This is a genomic window from Novosphingobium sp. JCM 18896, assembly GCF_025938095.1.
Classification (GTDB): Bacteria; Pseudomonadota; Alphaproteobacteria; order Sphingomonadales; family Sphingomonadaceae; genus Novosphingobium.
Genome location: NZ_JAPCZF010000001.1, coordinates 801,627 through 819,182, shown reverse-complemented (window position 1 = coordinate 819,182; position 17,556 = coordinate 801,627). Strand labels below are relative to the sequence as shown.

Annotated in this window: 16 protein-coding genes and 2 tRNA genes; 10 read left to right on the top strand and 8 right to left on the bottom strand. The window is 67.0% G+C overall.

What is annotated here, in order from left to right; translation table 11 throughout:
* The first annotated feature begins 31 nt into the window (after window positions 1-31).
* From recJ to OLX23_RS03935, 3 genes are all read left to right on the top strand, one after another.
* Entirely contained in the window at window positions 32-1,825 is a 1,794-nt protein-coding gene (recJ, locus tag OLX23_RS03945; RefSeq protein ID WP_264443229.1) for a single-stranded-DNA-specific exonuclease RecJ, read from the top strand.
* Between the two features lie 112 nt (window positions 1,826-1,937).
* Window positions 1,938-2,012, top strand: a tRNA-Glu gene (locus OLX23_RS03940).
* 48 nt (window positions 2,013-2,060) lie between these two features.
* Window positions 2,061-2,135: transfer RNA gene (locus tag OLX23_RS03935), tRNA-Glu, on the top strand.
* 19 nt (window positions 2,136-2,154) lie between these two features.
* On the opposite strand, the gene OLX23_RS03930 is transcribed toward OLX23_RS03935, so the two are convergent.
* Window positions 2,155-2,427, bottom strand: coding sequence for a hypothetical protein (locus tag OLX23_RS03930; RefSeq protein WP_264443228.1), 273 nt, complete (start codon window positions 2,425-2,427; stop codon window positions 2,155-2,157).
* Between the two features lie 196 nt (window positions 2,428-2,623).
* On the opposite strand from OLX23_RS03930, the gene OLX23_RS03925 reads away from it, so the two are divergent.
* Window positions 2,624-3,034, top strand: a complete 411-nt coding sequence (locus OLX23_RS03925; RefSeq protein WP_264443227.1) for a bacteriohemerythrin — start codon at window positions 2,624-2,626, stop codon at window positions 3,032-3,034.
* A 7-nt stretch (window positions 3,035-3,041) separates the two neighbouring features.
* On the opposite strand, the gene OLX23_RS03920 is transcribed toward OLX23_RS03925, so the two are convergent.
* The gene (locus OLX23_RS03920) at window positions 3,042-3,221 is read right to left on the bottom strand and encodes a hypothetical protein (RefSeq protein WP_264443225.1); all 180 of its coding nucleotides are present in this window, start codon (window positions 3,219-3,221) and stop codon (window positions 3,042-3,044) included.
* Between the two features lie 183 nt (window positions 3,222-3,404).
* On the opposite strand from OLX23_RS03920, the gene OLX23_RS03915 reads away from it, so the two are divergent.
* From OLX23_RS03915 to OLX23_RS03905, 3 genes are all read left to right on the top strand, one after another.
* Window positions 3,405-4,058: an RBBP9/YdeN family alpha/beta hydrolase gene (locus tag OLX23_RS03915; protein ID WP_264443223.1), complete on the top strand. Its 654-nt coding sequence runs from the start codon at window positions 3,405-3,407 to the stop codon at window positions 4,056-4,058.
* Between the two features lie 161 nt (window positions 4,059-4,219).
* On the top strand, window positions 4,220-7,003 hold the full coding sequence (locus OLX23_RS03910) for a TonB-dependent receptor (protein WP_264443221.1): 2,784 nt from the start codon (window positions 4,220-4,222) through the stop codon (window positions 7,001-7,003).
* The gene (locus OLX23_RS03905; protein ID WP_264443218.1) at window positions 7,003-8,025 is read left to right on the top strand and encodes a phytase; all 1,023 of its coding nucleotides are present in this window, start codon (window positions 7,003-7,005) and stop codon (window positions 8,023-8,025) included. Before OLX23_RS03910 ends, OLX23_RS03905 begins: the two co-directional genes overlap by 1 nt.
* Before the next feature lie 149 nt (window positions 8,026-8,174).
* Here the strand turns inward: OLX23_RS03905 and OLX23_RS03900 are convergent, their stop codons facing one another.
* Window positions 8,175-8,405, bottom strand: a complete 231-nt coding sequence (locus tag OLX23_RS03900) for a lipoyl domain-containing protein (RefSeq protein ID WP_264443217.1) — start codon at window positions 8,403-8,405, stop codon at window positions 8,175-8,177.
* Window positions 8,406-8,438: 33 nt separating this feature from the next.
* Complete coding sequence (locus OLX23_RS03895; RefSeq protein ID WP_264443216.1) at window positions 8,439-10,466, bottom strand: dehydrogenase E1 component subunit alpha/beta; 2,028 nt, start codon at window positions 10,464-10,466, stop codon at window positions 8,439-8,441.
* 162 nt (window positions 10,467-10,628) lie between these two features.
* On the opposite strand from OLX23_RS03895, the gene OLX23_RS03890 reads away from it, so the two are divergent.
* Window positions 10,629-11,408, top strand: a complete 780-nt coding sequence (locus tag OLX23_RS03890) for an SDR family NAD(P)-dependent oxidoreductase (RefSeq protein ID WP_264443215.1) — start codon at window positions 10,629-10,631, stop codon at window positions 11,406-11,408.
* Here OLX23_RS03890 and OLX23_RS03885 read toward each other — a convergent pair.
* The gene (locus OLX23_RS03885; RefSeq protein ID WP_264443210.1) at window positions 11,405-12,178 is read right to left on the bottom strand and encodes an MBL fold metallo-hydrolase; all 774 of its coding nucleotides are present in this window, start codon (window positions 12,176-12,178) and stop codon (window positions 11,405-11,407) included. The two genes, OLX23_RS03890 and OLX23_RS03885, sit on opposite strands and share 4 nt — an antisense overlap.
* Before the next feature lie 101 nt (window positions 12,179-12,279).
* Here OLX23_RS03885 and OLX23_RS03880 point away from each other — a divergent pair, with 101 nt between their 5' ends.
* Window positions 12,280-13,167 carry an alpha/beta hydrolase gene (locus OLX23_RS03880; protein WP_319641290.1) on the top strand — a complete coding sequence of 296 codons (888 nt, stop codon included), beginning with the start codon at window positions 12,280-12,282 and terminating at the stop codon, window positions 13,165-13,167.
* On the opposite strand, the gene OLX23_RS03875 is transcribed toward OLX23_RS03880, so the two are convergent.
* Entirely contained in the window at window positions 13,164-13,892 is a 729-nt protein-coding gene (locus OLX23_RS03875; protein WP_264443206.1) for an extensin family protein, read from the bottom strand. The two genes, OLX23_RS03880 and OLX23_RS03875, sit on opposite strands and share 4 nt — an antisense overlap.
* A 32-nt stretch (window positions 13,893-13,924) precedes the next feature.
* The gene (locus OLX23_RS03870; RefSeq protein WP_264443204.1) at window positions 13,925-15,475 is read right to left on the bottom strand and encodes an amino acid permease; all 1,551 of its coding nucleotides are present in this window, start codon (window positions 15,473-15,475) and stop codon (window positions 13,925-13,927) included.
* Between the two features lie 118 nt (window positions 15,476-15,593).
* Between OLX23_RS03870 and panB the strand changes: the two genes are divergently transcribed.
* Entirely contained in the window at window positions 15,594-16,463 is an 870-nt protein-coding gene (gene panB / locus OLX23_RS03865) for a 3-methyl-2-oxobutanoate hydroxymethyltransferase (RefSeq protein ID WP_264443202.1), read from the top strand.
* A gap of 128 nt (window positions 16,464-16,591) precedes the next feature.
* Here panB and OLX23_RS03860 read toward each other — a convergent pair whose 3' ends face one another.
* On the bottom strand, window positions 16,592-17,533 hold the full coding sequence (locus OLX23_RS03860; protein WP_264443200.1) for a bile acid:sodium symporter family protein: 942 nt from the start codon (window positions 17,531-17,533) through the stop codon (window positions 16,592-16,594).
* Window positions 17,534-17,556 lie beyond the last annotated feature (23 nt).

Genomic DNA, 17,556 nt, shown 5'->3' with positions numbered 1-17,556 from the left:
CCGCCCGCCAGCGAATGGGTTAGCCCCGGGCATGGCTTCCCAACCCGCATCGCTGTTCGGAATCGAGACCTCGCTCGGCGGCAAGGCCTGGCGCTGGCGCGGTGGCAACATGGACATCGGCTCGGGCCTAGGCGGCTCGGCGGGTCTCGACGACATCGTCACCCAGCTTCTCCTGGCCCGCGGCGTGGCGCGCGACGACGTCGAGCGCCAGCGCGCGCCGACGATGCGCGCCTTCCTGCCCGATCCCTCGCAGTTCCGCGACATGGACGCCGCCGCCGAACGCATCGCCCAGGCCGTGCTCAGCGGCGAGACGATGACCATCTACGGCGACTACGACGTAGACGGCGCGACCAGCGCCGCGCTGTTCATCCGCCTGCTGCGCATGCTCGGCCGCGACGGGCGCTATTACATCCCCGATCGCCTGCTCGAAGGCTACGGCCCCTCGGGCGAGGCGCTGGTGCGCATCGCCGGCGAGGGATCGAGCCTGATCGTCACGGTCGATTGCGGCGCCATGGCGCACGAGGCGCTGGCCATGGCCCACGCCGCCGGAGCCGACGTGATCGTCGTCGATCACCACAAGTGCGCCGAGGAACTTCCGGTGGCGGCCGCGCTGGTCAATCCCAACCGGCTCGACGAGAGCGACACCGGCGTCGCCCACGGCCACCTCGCCGCGGTCGGCGTGGCCTTCCTCGTCGCCGTCGCCACCGTGCGGTCGCTGCGCCAGCGTGGCTATTTCAAGGATCGCGCAGAGCCCGATCTCTTCGCGCTGCTCGATCTCGTGGCGCTGGGCACCGTCGCCGACGTCGCCGCGCTTCACGGGCTCAACCGCGCGCTCGTGGCCCAGGGCCTCAAGGTCATGGCCAAGCGCGAGAACATCGGCATGGCCGCGCTGATCGACGCGAGCCGGCTCAACCGCCCGCCGAGCTGCAGCGACCTCGGCTTCGCGCTCGGTCCGCGAATCAACGCGGGGGGCCGCGTAGGCGAATCGACGCTCGGCGTGCGTCTACTGACCAGCGAGGACCCCGACGAGGCCGCCGACATCGCCGCCCAGCTCTCACGCCTCAACGAGGAACGCCGCGCGATCGAGGCCGAGGTGCAGGAAGCCGCTGAGATGCAGCTCGCTGCCCAGCACAACCGCGCGGTCCTCGTGCTCGCCGGCAAGGGGTGGCATCCAGGCGTGATCGGCATCGTCGCCGGACGAATCAAGGAAAAGACCGGCAAGCCGGCGCTGGTCATCGCGCTCGACGCCGACGAGGCCGGTCAGGGCAAGGGCTCCGGCCGTTCGATTCCCGGCGTCGATCTCGGCGCTGCGATCATCGCCGCGCGCGCCGAGGGCCTGCTGGTCGCCGGTGGCGGCCACGCCATGGCGGCAGGCCTGACGATCGCGCCCGACAAGCTCGACGCCCTCGCCGATTGGCTCGATGCCAGGCTCGGCAATGCGGTCACTTCGGCCATGCGATCGCAAGCCCTGCTGCTCGATCTCGCGGTGGCGCCGGGCGGGCTCACGCCCGAACTGGTCGGCACCCTCGAGAGCGCGGGGCCCTACGGCATGGGCTGGCCGGGACCGAGAGTCGCGGTCGGGCCCGTGCGCCTGCTCAAGGCCGATCTCGTCGGCAGTGCCCACGTCCGCCTGATCGCGCGCGGCGACGACGGCGCGAGTTTCAAGGCTATCGCCTTCCGCGCGGCCGAGAGCGAAATGGGCCAGGCGCTGCTCCATGCCGCCCAGGGCCGCAAGCTCTGGCTGGCCGGCCGCGCCAAGATCGACGACTGGGGCAGTCGCCCTGCCGCCGAGCTCCATCTCGACGACGCCGCCTGGGCCGATTGAGCCCGCTTTTGCCGAAACTATTTCACGCAAGTGAAACAAACTCGATAAGCGGGCTTGACCCCCGGGAAAGCCTTGCCTAAGTGCGCGGCCTGCCGTCGGCGCTAGCTGACATGGCCCCTTCGTCTAGCGGTTAGGACGCGGCCCTTTCACGGCTGAAACACGGGTTCGATTCCCGTAGGGGTCACCATCTTCCTGCTCTTCTTAGAGCAAGGCAGACAGGTGAGTGTCGGCATATGGCCCCTTCGTCTAGCGGTCAGGACGCGGCCCTCTCACGGCTGAAACACGGGTTCGATTCCCGTAGGGGTCACCATCTAGCGCCGATCGAGCCGCTAGACCGGGACGGGAAGCTCCCCGCCCTTCTCCACTTCGACGGGATCCACGGTAACCGCAGGTGCCTCGCTGCCGCCGCTGGTTTCGATCTTGCGTGCGAAGTCCGAAGCCAGCGAGCGCAACCGCTTGTACGCAAAGGCGCCGAGCGCGATCGCCACCACCGGCGGCGTCACAGTTAGGCCGAGCAACAGCTTGGCCTTGTCGGTCGCAGGCTTGTCACACGGCGCCTTGGTGACGGCACGAGGCATGGCGGCGTTGGGAATGCTGGACATCGGCTTCTCCTTCGCAGGTGCAACAAGGCAGGAGCGGCCGGGTTCCGCGCGCCCTGCCGATAAAGTCGGCCCAGCGACGAACTGCGCGATCTACCTGCCCGGCCGATAGTTGCGATTAACCATTCGCATGCCATCCCGCCGCCGTGGCCCTGGGGAAGGACTGGGTTGCTTTCTTCCACTGGAGATTGAAACCAAAATGCCTTTGATGAATTGGGACCAGAGCCTCGATATTGGGGTCGAGAAGATGAATGCAGAGCACCGCGACATCCTCGACGCGATGAACATCGTCTACGACGGCGCCAATGCCGGTCAGTCCGGCCCGGCGATGATGGCCAAGATCGCCCGCCTGGGCGACATCACCACCCGCCACTTCGCCGACGAGGAAGCCTACCTCGCCCGAATCGGCTACCCCGAACTCGAAATCCACAAGGGCATCCATAAGAAGCTGCTCGACGATTTCGCCGTCCATGCCCAGGCCATCGCCGCGGCCGGTGGCGTGCCGACCAGCGCTTTCTTCACTTTCCTGCGGCTTTGGCTGTCGGCACACATCAAGTGTATCGACCTCAAGTACGGCAACTACGCGAAATCCGCGCAGAAGGCCGCCTAAGCGTTCTTCAGGGTTTGGCTGGCGGCGTCGACCGCCAGCCTTCGGCCTCATGGTCGGTCGTCGGGAGACCGGCGTCTGACTGGTCGTCGGCATCGTTCGGTGCCGCGGCCAGATCGACCAGCGGCGCCTCATCGGTGCTCAGGCGCGTCTGGCGCGGCGGATAGTCCTTGGTACGGTTCGTGGTCATGGCGACCTCCTCGACACCGCAACCAGCAGGCCGCGCCCTTGGTTCCGGCCACTCGATCCGCCGCCTTGACGCCTCGATGCGGCGCAGAGCTATTGTCTATCAAATTAGTTGAATTATATTGTCCCTCAGTCGGGACGTATTCCGAGTCGACCGGCCAGCGCATTCCTTCACGGAGTCACGACCATGGCCTATTTCGAAAATTCGCGGGAAAGCAACGATCAGGAACCCCTGATCCTCCTCATTCCCGGCCTCAACGATAGCGGCCCCGATCACTGGCAGAGCCGCTGGGCACGCAAGTACGACAATGCCGAGCGTGTCGAGCTTGGCATGTGGGACGATCCGCATCGCAACACCTGGGTCAACAAGCTCAATCTCGCGATCCATCACGCGGAGCGGCCCGTGATCCTGGTGGCGCACAGCCTCGGCTGCATCACCGTCGCCTGGTGGGCCGAGTACGAGCAGCCCGGCGCCGACAGCGGCGTGATCGGCGCCCTGCTCGTCGCACCGCCCGATGTCGACCGCCCGGGGCTCGATCCGCGTCTCGCGCGCTTCTCGGCCTGCCCACGCACCGAACTGCCCTTCCCCAGCGTCGTGGTCGCCAGCCAGGACGATTCCTACTGCACGCAGCGCAGCGCCATATCGCTGGCGCGCGATTGGGGCAGCCGCTTCGCCGATGCCGGCGCCGTCGGCCACATCAACGCCAACAGCGATCTGGGCGACTGGCCGCTCGGCGAGCGCCTACTTTCGCAGCTGCTGCACGGCCACGGCCCGCTCCCGCGCGAGATTCCGTTGCGCGGGCTCGGTACGCCGCAGTCCGAATATGCGAGCCGACATTGAATTCCGGTTCGGCGGGCCGGTGTGACCACTAGCCCGCCGACCGCATGCTGCGGCGCAAAACCAACAGTCCACAATTGTCACATTAAAGACCAAAAACCGACGCGGTAGAGTCTCGATCGACACCTAGGCGCGCCCCCAGAACCAAACTCAGGGGGCTACCAATGTTCACGATCGACCGCGCCGTTCGGCGCACCATGCTGCTGTGCAGCGTCGCCACGCTTCTGCCGCTCGCCAGCGCACATGCCGAAGAGGTCGCGGCCGAAGCCGATGCCGGCGAGATCATCGTCACCGGCACCCGCCCGATCGCCGAATCCGAAGCGGCCGCGCTCGAGGTTCAAAAGAAATCGGATTCGCTCGTCGCCGTCGCAGCCTCGGACGCGGTCGGTCGCCTGCCCGACCAGAACATCGCCCAGGCCACGAGCCGCCTGCCCGGCGTCAGCGTCGAGCGCGACCAGGGTCAGGCCCGCTACATCAACCTGCGCGGCGCGCCGAAGACCTGGACCACGCTGTCGTTCGACGGGATCAACGTCGTCAGCCCCGAAGGTCGCGATGCCCGCTTCGACTCGATCCCCTCGGCGATCGCCGGCAAGATCATCGTGTCCAAGGCGGTAACGCCCGACATGCCGGGCGAGACGGTCGCGGGTAACGTCAACGTCGTCACCCGTTCGGCCTTCGACTACGACGGCTTCCACATCGCCGGCAAGGCCGGCATGGGCTTCGCCGAGCTCGGCAACCGCAAGGAATACGAAGGTTCGGTGGTCCTTTCGAACCGTTTCAATGTCGGCTCCGGCGAACTCGGCGTGCTGCTCTCGGGCAGCTACTACGAGCGCAACATGATCACCGACAACTTCGAGACCGACTACGAACGCGTCCCGAACGACCAGCGTCCCGGCGCGGCAACCCGCTTCTGGGCGCACGAGGCCGAGAACAAGCTCTACCGCCTGACCCGCAAGAACTGGTCGGTCTCCGGCCGCCTCGACTACAAGCCCGACGCCGACAACACGATCTCGCTGCGCTCGGTCTACACGATCTTCACCGACGACGAGGCGCGCGACAACTATCGCTTCGACCTCGACGACCGCGAGGGCGATCTCGTCGCCAACACCGCCGCCTGCACGCCGACGCCGACCGCCACTCCTACCACTTCGGGCTATGGCGACGTCTGCATCGGCAACACCCCGCAGAAGGGCACGGTCTACGGCGTCGACATCCGCCAGCGCTCGACCCTGCGCGCCTTCCGCCAGTCGGTCTTCACCAACACCCTCGCCGGCGACCACGCTTTCGGCGATGGCTGGACGGTTTCCTGGGTCGGCAACTACACCGAATCCAAGGACGATCGATCGGTCGTCGGCGAAGCGACCTGGGACAGCCCCTCGACGCGCAACCTGCGCCCGACGATCGCTTACGACTTCTCCGATCCGAACCTCTCGCGCCTGCAGCTGTTCCGCACGATCCAGCTTGCTTCGCCGACGCGCTTCCAGGCCGGTGACGCCGTCACCGCGATCGACACCTTCAGCAAGCCGCTGTCGGGCTTCACCGTGCTCGACGCGGTCGACACGACCAAGGCCTATACCGCCAAGCTGGTCGTCGGCCGCGACACGAGCTTCCTTGGCGGCGACGCCACGTTCAAGCTGGGCTTCCAGTTCGACCAGCGCACCAAGGTGGCCGACGAGAACCAGATCACCTTGAACGCCACTCAGGCCGCGACGGTCCTGCCGACCGACTACAACCAGTTCTCGCTCGATCAGGCCTTCCTCGGCAAGATTCCGATGGGCTACACCTTCCGCTATTTCGACACCGACAAGATGCGCGCGGCGAGCGCGGCTGCCCGTGCCGCCTTCCCGCAGCTGCTCCTGCCGAACACCGCGAACAACTACGACGTCCGCGAGCAGGTCTATGCGGCCTTCCTCATGGGCACGGTCCGCTACGACTGGGGTTCGGTGATCGGCGGTGCGCGCGTCGAGCACATCAAGAACCGCGGCATCGCCGTGGGTACCGTCGGCACGACCACGGGTCTGGTGACCGCCGAGGCCGAGCAGACGCTCGTCTTCCCGAGCCTACACATCAACTACAACGTCGACGACACGAAGAAATTCCGCCTGTCGTTCAACTCGGGCGCCGCGCGCGCCGACTATGACCAGCTGCGTCCCAACGTCGTGGTCAACGACACCAACGAGACGATCTCGGGCGGCAACCCCGCCGTGAAGCCCGAGCGCGCCTATGGCGTCGATGCCTACTTCGAATGGTACATGCGTCCGCAGGGCTACCTGATGATCGGCGCGTTCTACAAGGAGGTGAAGGACGTCCTCTACACGACCGCCCGCACCTTCGGTTCGAGCGCGCTGAACAGCGGCGGCGTCGATCGCTCGGGCTACACCTTCTCGGGCATCACCAACGGCGGTGACGGCCGCATCTACGGCATGGAAGCCGCGGCCCAGCTGCAGCTCGAGCCCTGGACTGACAGCCTCGGCCTGCCCGACTTCATGGGCGGCTTCGGTATCTCGGCGAACCTGACGCTCAACAACAGCCGCGTCACCAAGCCCGCCACCGGCACGATCCCGGCGCGCAAGGTCCGCCTGCCGGGCACCTCGGACTTCGTCTACAACCTCGGCGCCTATTACGAGAAGTACGGCCTGTCGCTGCGCCTGCAGTACCAGAACCGCGGCAAGTGGCTCGACACCGTCGCCGACACCCTGGCCGACGCCGGCGACACCTACTGGGATTCGGACGACGAGCTCGACTTCTCGGCACGCTATGCGATCACCAAGAACTTCGAGATCTACTTCGACGCCTCGAACCTGCTCAACCACCCGGGCCGCCGCTTCTCCGATCCGGGCAACCTGCTGACCGCGACCGGCACGCCTTCGCCGAGCACCACCGGCCAGACGATCGAGTGGGAACGCTTCGGCCGCCGCTACACCGGCGGTATCCGGTTCAACTTCTGATGCGGACTAAGGCAATCCTGCTCGGGGCGCTGGCCTGCTCGGCCTGCGCCACGACCGCGACCACCCCGCCGGTAGCCTCGCTGCCGGCGGCGGAGGTCACCGCCAAGGCCGAGACCGCGCCGGTTGGCACGGCCGCGGCCGATGCGGCCGACGACCCGGCGATCTGGCGCAATCCGGCCGATCCGGCGAAGAGCCTGATCGTCGCGACCGACAAGCGCGCGGGTCTTCACGTCTACGGTCTCGGCGGGCCCTCGCGCTTCTTCGAACCCGATGGCCGGCTCAACAACGTCGACCTGGTCGACCTGGGGCCGCGCGGCGTCATCGTCGTCGCCAGCGACCGCAACGACGTCACGGCGGCCAAGCTGCGGCTCTATCGGCTCGACACCGAAGCGGCCAAGCTGATCCCGCTCGGCGCGGTCGAAGGCGGCCGCGGCGAGGCCTACGGCGTCTGTCTCTGGGCCCACGGCGATGCGCTGCACGCCTTCTCGGTCCTCAAGGACGGCACGATCGAGGAATTCCGTCTCGAACTCGACGGTACCCCGCGCTCGGTGCCCGTGGCGACGCGCAAGGTCGCGACCCAGACCGAAGGCTGCGTCACCGATCCGCGCGACGGCACGCTCTATGTCGGCGAGGAAGACGTTGGCGTGTGGCGCTATGTCGCGGGTCAGACCCAGGGCAGCCTCGTGGCCAAGGCCGACGGCAAGCAGCTGGTCATGGACACCGAAGGCCTCGCGCTGATCACCGAGGGCGACAAGGGCGGCTTTCTCGTCGCCTCGAGCCAGGGCGACAACGCCTATGCGGTCTATCGCCTGCCGGGCATGGAGCCCGCCGGCCGCTTCCGCGTGGCCGCGGGCCAGTTCGGCGCGACCTCGGAGACCGACGGCATCGCGCTGATGGGTGGGAGCTTCGGCGCCGACTATCCTGCGGGGCTGTTCGTCGCCCAGGACGGCGACAACGCACCCCATGCGCAGAACTTCAAGCTGGTGTCCTGGGCCGACGTGCTCAAGGCGCTGGGGCTCTAGGCAATAAAAATCCTCCCCGGCAACGGGGAGGTGGCAGCCGCGTAGCGGCTGACGGAGGGGGATTTCCGGCCAGCGCCGTGCGCGCCGAGAGCCCCCTCCACCATCCTGCGGATGGTCCCCCTCCCCGTTCCCGGGGAGGAGTTATCCAATCAGACGATCTCGCCGATCTCGGTACCCACGTCGTAGGTCTCGCCCGAGGCGGCCTTGTGGACGAGCGTGCCCGAGGCCGGAGCCTCGATGTCGCGCGCGGTCTTGTTGGTCTCGAGCACGTAGATCACGTCGCCTTCCTTCACGGTCGCGCCGTCTTCCACTTTCCACTCGGCCAGCGTGCCTTCGCTCATCGACATTTCGAGCTTGGGCAGGGTCAGGGTCGTTGCCATCGGTTTACCTTCTGTAGAACGATTGATTGTTGATCAGGACTTCACCGCAGCGCGGATGCGCGCAGCGATCGAGGGCGGCGTCGGGACCTGGCTGAACTCGATCGCGTTCGAATAGGCCATCGGCGCATAATCGGCGCCGAAGCGCATCGCGGGCGCCTTGAGCTTGCCCCACAGCTCCTCGTTGATCGTCGAGCAGATCTCGGCACCCAGGCCGCAGAACTCGACGGCGGCGTGGACGACCAGCGCGCGGCCGGTCTTCTTCACCGAGTCGAGCACGCGGTGATAGTCGATCGGCACCAGCGAGCGCAGGTCGATCACTTCCACGTCGATCCCGTCCTTGGCCACTTCTTCCGCCGCCGCGAGGCAGTGGTTGAGCATGTAGCCATAGGAGATAAGCGTCAGGTCCTTGCCCGGGCGGCGCACCTTGGCGACGCCGAGCGGGATCTTGTACTCGCCCTTCGGCACGTCGCCCTTGAGCGTGTAGAGCAGCATCATCGATTCCAGCATGACGACCGGATCGGGATCGTCGATCGCCGAGAGCAGCATGCCCTTGGCGTCCACCGGGTTCGACGGATAGGCCACCTTGATGCCCGGAGTGTGCGTGAGCCAGGCTTCGAGGCTCTGCGAGTGCTGCGCGCCGAAGCCGCCCATGCCGCCGCCGAGCTGCATGCGGATGGTCAACGGCGCATGCGTCGCCGAACCCGACATGTAGCGCTGCTTGGCGGCGTGGTTGGCGATCTGGTCGAGGCAGACGCCGAGGAAGTCGACGAACATGATCTCGGCGATCGGCTTCATGCCGGCAATCGACGAACCGATGGCGGCGCCGATGATCGCGGTCTCGGCGATCGGGGTCGGACGCACGCGGCGGTCACCGAACTCGGTCTGCAGGCCCTTGTTGGTGCCGAACACGCCGCCCTGCGGGTCGCCCACGTCCTCGCCGAGGATGAAAACTTCCTTGTTGTTGGTCATGGCGATGTGCTGCGCATCGCGCACGGCGATGGCCATCGAGATCGACTCGGTATCGCCCGAAAGCTCGCCCTCGGCCTCGCGGACCGGGAAGTGGCCGCGCTGCGGCACGCTGTCCGGATCGGCGAAGACGTCGACGATCGTCTCGCTCGGCGGGGTCGGCTTGCTTTCGAGCGCGCGGGCGATCGCATCCTCGACCTCGGCCTTGGCGGCGGCTTCGAGTGCGGTCAGCTCTTCCTCGGTCGAAATGCCGGCTTCGAGCAGCAGGGCACGGGTCTTTTCGAGCGGCGCGCGCTCCTTGCCCGCGGCCAGCTCTTCCTTGGTGGCGTTGTAGTTGTCGCCGACGCCGGCGTGCGGCCCGATGCGGTAGGTGATCGCCTCGACGAAGACCGGGCCCTTGCCGGCGCGGACGTGGTCGACGACTTCCTTCATGCCCTTGTAGAAGGCGGCGGGATCGTTGCCGTCGAGCTGGACGCCCTTGAAGCCGAGCGCTTCGGCGCGGCCGAAGAAGTTCGGGCTGTTGGTGTAGGTGGGGATGCGCGTGTATTCGCCCCACTGGTTGTTCTGGCACATGAAGATGACCGGCAGCTGCCAGGCACCAGCGAGGTTCATCGCCTCGTGCACCGCGCCGATCGAGGTCGCGCCGTCACCGAAGTTCACGATCGTCACGCGGTCCTCGCCGCGCTCCTTGGCCGAGATGGCCAGGCCGTTGGCGATCGGTGCGCCGGCGCCGACGATGGCGGTGGTGACCATCGAACCCGACTTGGGGTCCGAGATGTGCGGCGAGCCGCCCTTGCCCTTGTTGACGCCGTCCTCACGGCCCAGCGCCTCGGCGAACATGCCGTAAAGGTCGACGCCCTTGGCGACCTGGTCATGGATACCGCGATAGGTGGTGACCATGTAGTCGCGCTCGGTGGTGAGCTGCGAGATCGTCGCCGGAATGCATTCCTGACCGGTCATCGGCCAGTAGGTGAACATGAACTTGCCCGCCGAAAGCCCAGCCTGGATCGCCTTGTCGACGGCGCGGATGCGCGCCATCTGACCGTAGATCGCCTTGAGGACTTCGGGCTCGATACCAAGATTTCCCTGCGACATGATTTCTGACTCTCCCGAGTTGATTCCCCTGGCCATAAGCATGGTTGCAATGGTGCGCACAATCGAAACTTGCGTCCGAACGTCGCGCAAATCCATAGATTGGACCAAACCGCGCCAGCGATGACAGTCGCATGGCAACCAGGATCATGGAGAAGCGATCAAGTGCCCGACAAGCTCGAAGGACAAGTGGCGGTCATCACCGGCGGCGGCCGCGGCATCGGCCAGGCTATCGCCGTGGCTCTCGCCGGCGAAGGCGCGACGGTGGTGGTCTCCTCACGCAACAAGGCCGAGCTCGACTGGACCGTGGCCGAAGCCAAAGGGCTCGGCGTCGATGCCCTCGCGGTCGTCGCCGACGCCAGCGACCGGCTGCAGGCGCATCGACCGGTCGAAGAAGCGCTCGCCCAGTTCGGCCGTGTCGATATCGTCGTGCCCAACGTCGGCGGCGTCGCGGGCATGCACAGCAGCCTCGAAGGCGGCAACGATGGTTTCGAGGCGACCTTGTTGCTCAACCTGACCGCGGCCTGGTGGACGATCCAGTCGGCCATGCCGGCGATGCGCAGCCAGCGCTATGGCCGCATCGTCACGATCGGCTCGACCGAGGCGCTGCGCGCCAACGACGGCGGGCCGCCGGGCTATGTCGCCGCCAAGCACGGCCTCGTCGGCCTGACCAAGCAGCTCGCGCAGGACTGCGGGCCTCTCGGCATCACCGCCAATTGCATCTGCCCGGGCTGGACCAACACGCGGATGGTCGATTTCAAGAAGACCGCCGAGCACATGGGGATCACCGAGGCCGAGGCGCGCGCCTATGCCACCGATCGCGCCGCGCTGGGCTGCATCATGGATCCCGAGGACATCGCCGCCATGGCGCTGATGCTCGTCTCGCCCGAAGGCGCGCGGATCACCGGCCAGGCGATCTCGGTCGACGGCGGCTACCGCCTCTAGAAATATTTAGGCTTGGCCAGGGTCGGATCGACGGAGCCGGGAAACCGCGTCGACCAGCGCGCAAAGGCTTCGTCGCCGACGAAGGGATTGGCCTCGCGTTCGTGACCGAAGGTCGAGGTATCGCCATGCCCCGGCACGAAAGCCACGTCGTCGCCCAGCGGAAACAGGCGATTGCGGATCGAATCGATCAGGGTGGGCAGGTCGCCATCGGGATGCTCCCAGGCGCCGATCGTGTGGCGGAACAGGATGTCGCCGACGAAGGCCTGTCGCGCGGATCGGCTGAAATAGGCAACGTGGCCCTTGCTGTGCCCTGGGCAGTGCAGGACTTCGAGTTCCTCCTCGCCGAAGCGCACGCGATCGCCATGATCGAGCCAGCGTAGCGGCTCGTAGCTGCGCACCTTGCCGCGTGGCTGCGCCGCCTGGCGTTCGAGCTGGGCGACGACCTCCTCATTCGCGGCCCGCGCCCGCGCCATTTCGGCAAAGAAGGCGCCCTGCCCTTCGAGCCGCGCCACGAGCGGGGCATCGCCCATGTGCGGCCCCTCGATCCGCGCGCCGGTCATCTCGGCAAACTGGGCTGCACCGCCGCAGTGATCGAAATGCCCATGGGTCACCAGCGCGACTTCGGGTTCGAGATCGAGCATGTCGATGAAGTTGAGGATCTCGCTGATGTCGCCGCCGGGATCGATCACCGCCGCGCGCCGGGTCTTCTCGCACCACAGGATCGAGCAGTTCTGCTGGAAGCGCGTCACGGGGAGGATTTCGAACTCCATGGCCCATCCTAGACCCGTCCCCGGAGCCAGGGAAAGTCGGAACCAACGGGGAAGAGGCGGTTTCCTTTCGCAAGGGCGCGGACCGGAGAGATGCAATGCCGATGATCGAAGCCCGCGACGGGACCCGCCTCTACGCCAAGTCCTGGGGCGAAGGCCCACCGGTGGTCCTGATCCATGGCTGGCCGCTGTCGGCCGATAGCTGGGATCCCGTGACGCATCACCTCGCCGAGAACGGGTTTCAGGCGATTGCCTACGACCGCCGCGGTTTCGGCCGTTCAGACCAGCCTTCGGACGGCTACGACTACGATACCTTCGCCGATGATCTCGCCGCGGTGATCGGCCAGGTCGCGGGCGGCGAGAAGGTCGCGCTCGTCGGTTTCTCGATGGGGGGCGGCGAGGTCGCGCGGTTCCTTTCGCGCCACGGTGCGCAAGGCGTGGCCCGTGTCGCACTGGTCAGTTCGGTGGTGCCCTACATGGCCGAGAACGAAAACAATCCCGATGGCGTGCCCGAACGCGTCTTCGCCGAGATGACCGAGGGCATGCTCGCAGATCGCGCGCACTTCTTCCGCGGCTTCTTCAAGGACTTCTACGGCGTTGGCTGGCTCGATCGCGCCGTCAGCGAAGAGGTGCTCGACCTGTCGTGGCAGACCGCGATGCAGGCGGGGCTTCACCCGACGCTCGCCGCCGCGCGCGCTTTCGCGACCACCGACTTCCGCCCCGACCTCGCCGCCTTCACCGTCCCGACGCTGGTGATCCACGGCACGGCCGACAAGACCGTGCCGATCGAAGCGACCGCGCGCGAGGTGGCGCGCCGCGTGCCGCATGCCGAACTGATCGAATACGAGGGCGAAGCGCACGGCGTCTTCGCGACCCAGCAGGAGCGGCTCAAGCGCGACCTGCTCGATTTCCTCGAAGGTCGCGCACCCGAGGATCGGCAGGAGGTGCTCGATGCGATCACCGAGCAGGCGATCGTGATCGAGCGGATCTAGCGGCAGACGCCGAAACCGTGCCGCGCCGCCTGGTCGAGATGCAGGTGGTCGCGGTGCGCGGCGTTGTATTCGGGCGATAGCGTGGTCGCGAAGACCTTACAGGCACCGTTGCGCACGGCCCGCAGGAAATCCGCCTCGGGCACCGGCCGCGACCAGTCGCGCAGCACCGAGACGCGGCGGCCGTCGGCCAGCACGAACCCGGCCACGTCGATGGCATTGCCCGTGGCGTGCTGGCTCCAGGCGCCTTTCGCGCCGCCGCCGATACGCCGGCAATTGCTGGTGCCCAGGTGCTCGATCGCCACGACCCGCGTGCGGAGAAGATCGCGCGCGGCGGGCTGAACCGAGTGCCGCAGCCACAGCGCCAGCGCGGCATTGACCGCGCAACTCGCCTGCGCGCCGGCGGGGCGTAGCACCAGGCCGCTCCTCATATCGGGCAACGCCGTGACGCGATCCGCGCGGCGGCAAGCGCCCTCGCCCACGGGCGGCAGCGCGGTGAAGGCAATCCCGCTGCGCGTCAGGAAGGCACGGCATTCGGCCGGCTCGTCGCGCAGATGGGCGAGCTTGCTCGCGGTCGCCCAGCCCACCCGATCGGACAGGCGCAGCGGCGCCCAGGGATTGTGCTCGGGATGCGCGACCAGCCACCGCCACCCCGCGATGGCGAGCGCGGCGGTGACGATCAGCGCGATCGCCCAGCGATCGGGATTGAAGCGAGATCGCGATGCCATAGCCTCTCCCAACGCGGGAGAGCGCCGCAGGTTCAGTCGATCGGCGCACCCGGCAACGGTGGCACCGGCTGCGGCGGCACGTCGGCATCGTCCTCATGCACCTCGACGATGCCGAGCCCGACGTGGCTGCGCGAGCGGCTGTAGCCGAAGTAGACCACGAAGCCGATCACCGCCCAGATCGCGAAGAGGATGATGCTCTTGTGATCGAGCATCGCGAACAGGTAGATGCAGCCCGCGATCGAGATCGGCGCCGTGATCCAGACCGCCGGCGTGCGGAACGGGCGATGGCGCGTGGGATCGGTCTTGCGGATCACCATCACCGCGATCGACACCGCCGCGAAGGCGAAGAGCGTCCCCGAGTTCGAGATGTTGGCGAGCTGCCCCACCGGAAAGAAGGCCGCGAACAGCGCGACCGCGACGCCGGTGATGATCGTGATGACGTGCGGCGTGTTGTACTTGGGATGGATCTTCGAGAACGAGGCGGGCAGCAGGCCATCGCGGCTCATGACGAAGAAGATGCGCGTCTGGCCGAACATCATCATCAGAATGACCGACGGCAGCGCGAGCCCGGCGGCGAGGCCGAGCAGGTTGCCGATCTGCGGCCAACCGATCTCGCGCAGGGTGAAGGCCAGCGCTTCCTTCGAGCAGACCACGTCCTTCAGACCTTCGGCCGCGCGGGCGGCGCATTGGGCGGCGAGTTCGCGGCTGCCCGGCTCGAGCGCGAGGCCGGCGACATCGCGCACGGGCTGGCTGGAGAGCCCGGGGGCGCCGATCACGCCCGCCGCGACCAACAGGTAGAAGACCGTGCAGACGGTCAGCGAACCGATCAGGCCGATCGGCATGTTGCGCTGCGGGTTCTTGGTTTCCTCGGCCGCGGTGGAGACCGCATCGAAGCCGACGTAGGCGAAGAAAATCGAAGCCGCGGCCATGCCGATGCCGACGAAGCCGGTCGGCGCGAAGGGCGAGAACTGCTCCGAATTCATCACCGGCAGGGCGAGGACGATGAACAGCGTCAGGGCGGTGACCTTGATCACCACCAGCACGGCGTTGACCGTGGCGCTCTCGCGCGTGCCAATGACCAGCAGCCAGGTGACCAAGCCGGCGATGAACATGGCCGGCAGGTTGATCGCGCCGCCGTCGAACGGCCCCGCTACCAGGGTATCGGGTATGTCTACCGCGAAGGCATGCTCGATCAGGCCCACGACGTAGCCCGACCAGCCCACCGACACCGCGCCGGCGGCGACGGCATATTCGAGGATCAGCGCCCAACCGACCATCCAGGCGATCAGTTCGCCCATCACCGCATAGCTGTAGGTGTAGGCGGAGCCCGAGACGGGGACCATCGACGACATCTCGGCATAGCAGAGCGCCGCGAAGGCACAGACCAGACCGGCGATGATGAAGCTGACCATCATGCCGGGGCCGGCCTTCTGCGCGGCCTCGGCGGTCAGCACGAAAATGCCCGTGCCGATCACCGCGCCGATGCCGAGCATGGTCAACTGGAAGGCGCCGAGCGAGCGGTGCAGGGATTTCTTTTCAGCCGTGGCCAGAATGGCATCAAGCGGCTTCACGCGACCGAACATGCAGGGGACCCTCACCGAAATCAGCGGATTGGGCGGGAAAGCTACAGTGTGGTGACGTATTGGCAAGGCCCCCGTGCACGGCCTTCCCCAGCCTTGTATCCGGGGCTAGAAGACCGGCATGTCCACGACCTTCCAGCTCGACACCGCGACCTCTCGCGCCAATCCCACGCCCGCGCCGATGAAGCGCCTGACCGTGCCGCAGATCCAGCGGCGCAAGTTCGAAGGCCGTACCGAGAACCCGCTGGTCATGCTGACCGCCTATACCGCGCGGCAGGCGCAGCTGCTCGACCCGCACTGCGACCTGCTGCTCGTCGGGGATTCGCTGGGCCAGGTGATCTATGGCCTGCCCTCGACCCTGTCGGTCACGCTCGACATGATGATCGCGCATGGCGCGGCCGTCGTCCGCGGCTCCTATCACAGCGTCGTGATCGTCGACATGCCGTTCGGCACCTATGAAGCCAGCCCGCAGCAGGCCTTCGCCGCCGCGAGCCGGATCATGGCCGAGACCGGCTGCGCCGGGGTCAAGCTCGAAGGTGGCCAGGCCATGGCCGAGACGATCGCCTTCCTCACCGCGCGCGGCATTCCGGTCATGGCCCACGTCGGCCTGACCCCGCAGGCGGTCAATGCGCTGGGCGGCTATGGCGCGCGCGGCAAGAGCCAGCAGGAGCACGAGAAGATCGTCGCCGACGGCGTCGCCGTGGCCAATGCGGGTGCTTTCGCCATCGTCGTCGAAGGCGTGCTCGAGCCGATCGCGATCGCGCTGACCAAGACCGTGGAAGTGCCGACGATCGGTATCGGCGCCTCGGCGCAGTGCGACGGGCAGGTGCTCGTCACCGAAGACATGCTCGGCATGTTCGAGCGCGTGCCGCGCTTCGTGAAGCGCTACGAGACGATCGCCGAGACGATCTCGAATGCGGCCGTACGCTATGCCGAGGAGGTGCGCGCGCGGGCCTTCCCGGGGGTCGAGCAGACCTACCAGCCCAAGTGACTTCCGCATAAGGTGACAAAGGTGACAAAAGTGACGGCGCCAAAGACGCTGACTGTGTCACCTTGAGCCACGAACTCTCACCTTGCCGGAAGTCCCGCGCGTAGGACAGCCGATTCTCCCGGTCCGGCTCAATGCGTCGGTTCGCGATCGCCGCGGAGCCGCGTCGCCATCGGCGCGGCCACGATCATCTGCACGAGGTGGTAGACGATCAGCGGCAGGATCACGATGCCGGCCATCTGGGAGGGGAACAGCACGGTCGCCAGCGGGGCGCCCATCGCCACGCTCTTCTGCGCTCCCGCAAAAAGCATCGCGATCCGGTCCCCGTGCGGCAGGCGCAGCACACCGCCGAGCAGCCAGGCGCCGCCGTAGCCGAGCACCATGAGAACCGCCGAGCCGAGCAGCACGCCAACCCAGCCCAGCGCATCGACCTTGGTCCAGATGCCCTGCTCGACTGCACCAGAGAACGCGACGTAGACCGCAATCGCGATCGAGGCGCGGTCCATGCGGGTGATCAGCTGCTTGTGCTCCAGGATCCATCCGCGGACGAAGCCCTGGAGGACCTGCCCGGCGACGAAGGGCAGCAGCAGCATGGTCACGACCTTGACCAGCTGATCGCCGTGGAATTCCCCACCCGCACTGCCCGCGAGCAGCGCGAACAGCGGGGCGCTGATGAACACGCCGAGGATGTTGATCAGCGCCGCCGCCACGACCGAACTCGCGACATTGCCCCCCGCCAGCGAGGAATAGGCCGTCGCCGACTGCACGGTCGACGGCAGCACGCCGAGATAGAGGAAGCCGAGCGCGAGCATCGGCGGCAGCACCGCAGTGCTCGCCTGCCAGAGCCCCCACCCCGCCACGGTCATCACGCCGAATACGAAAGCCACGAGCGGCAGCAGCAGGCGATGATTGCCGAGCCCCGCCAGCACCTCACGCCGCGACAGGCGCAGGCCGTAAAGCAGGAAGAGCACGAAAACCGCCGCGTTGGACACCAATTGCGCGATCTCGTGCGCGCGGCCTTCGACCGGCAGCACGGTCGCGAGCAGGATCGCGGCCGTAATCAGCCGCACCATCGGGTCTATCTTGGAGAACAAAG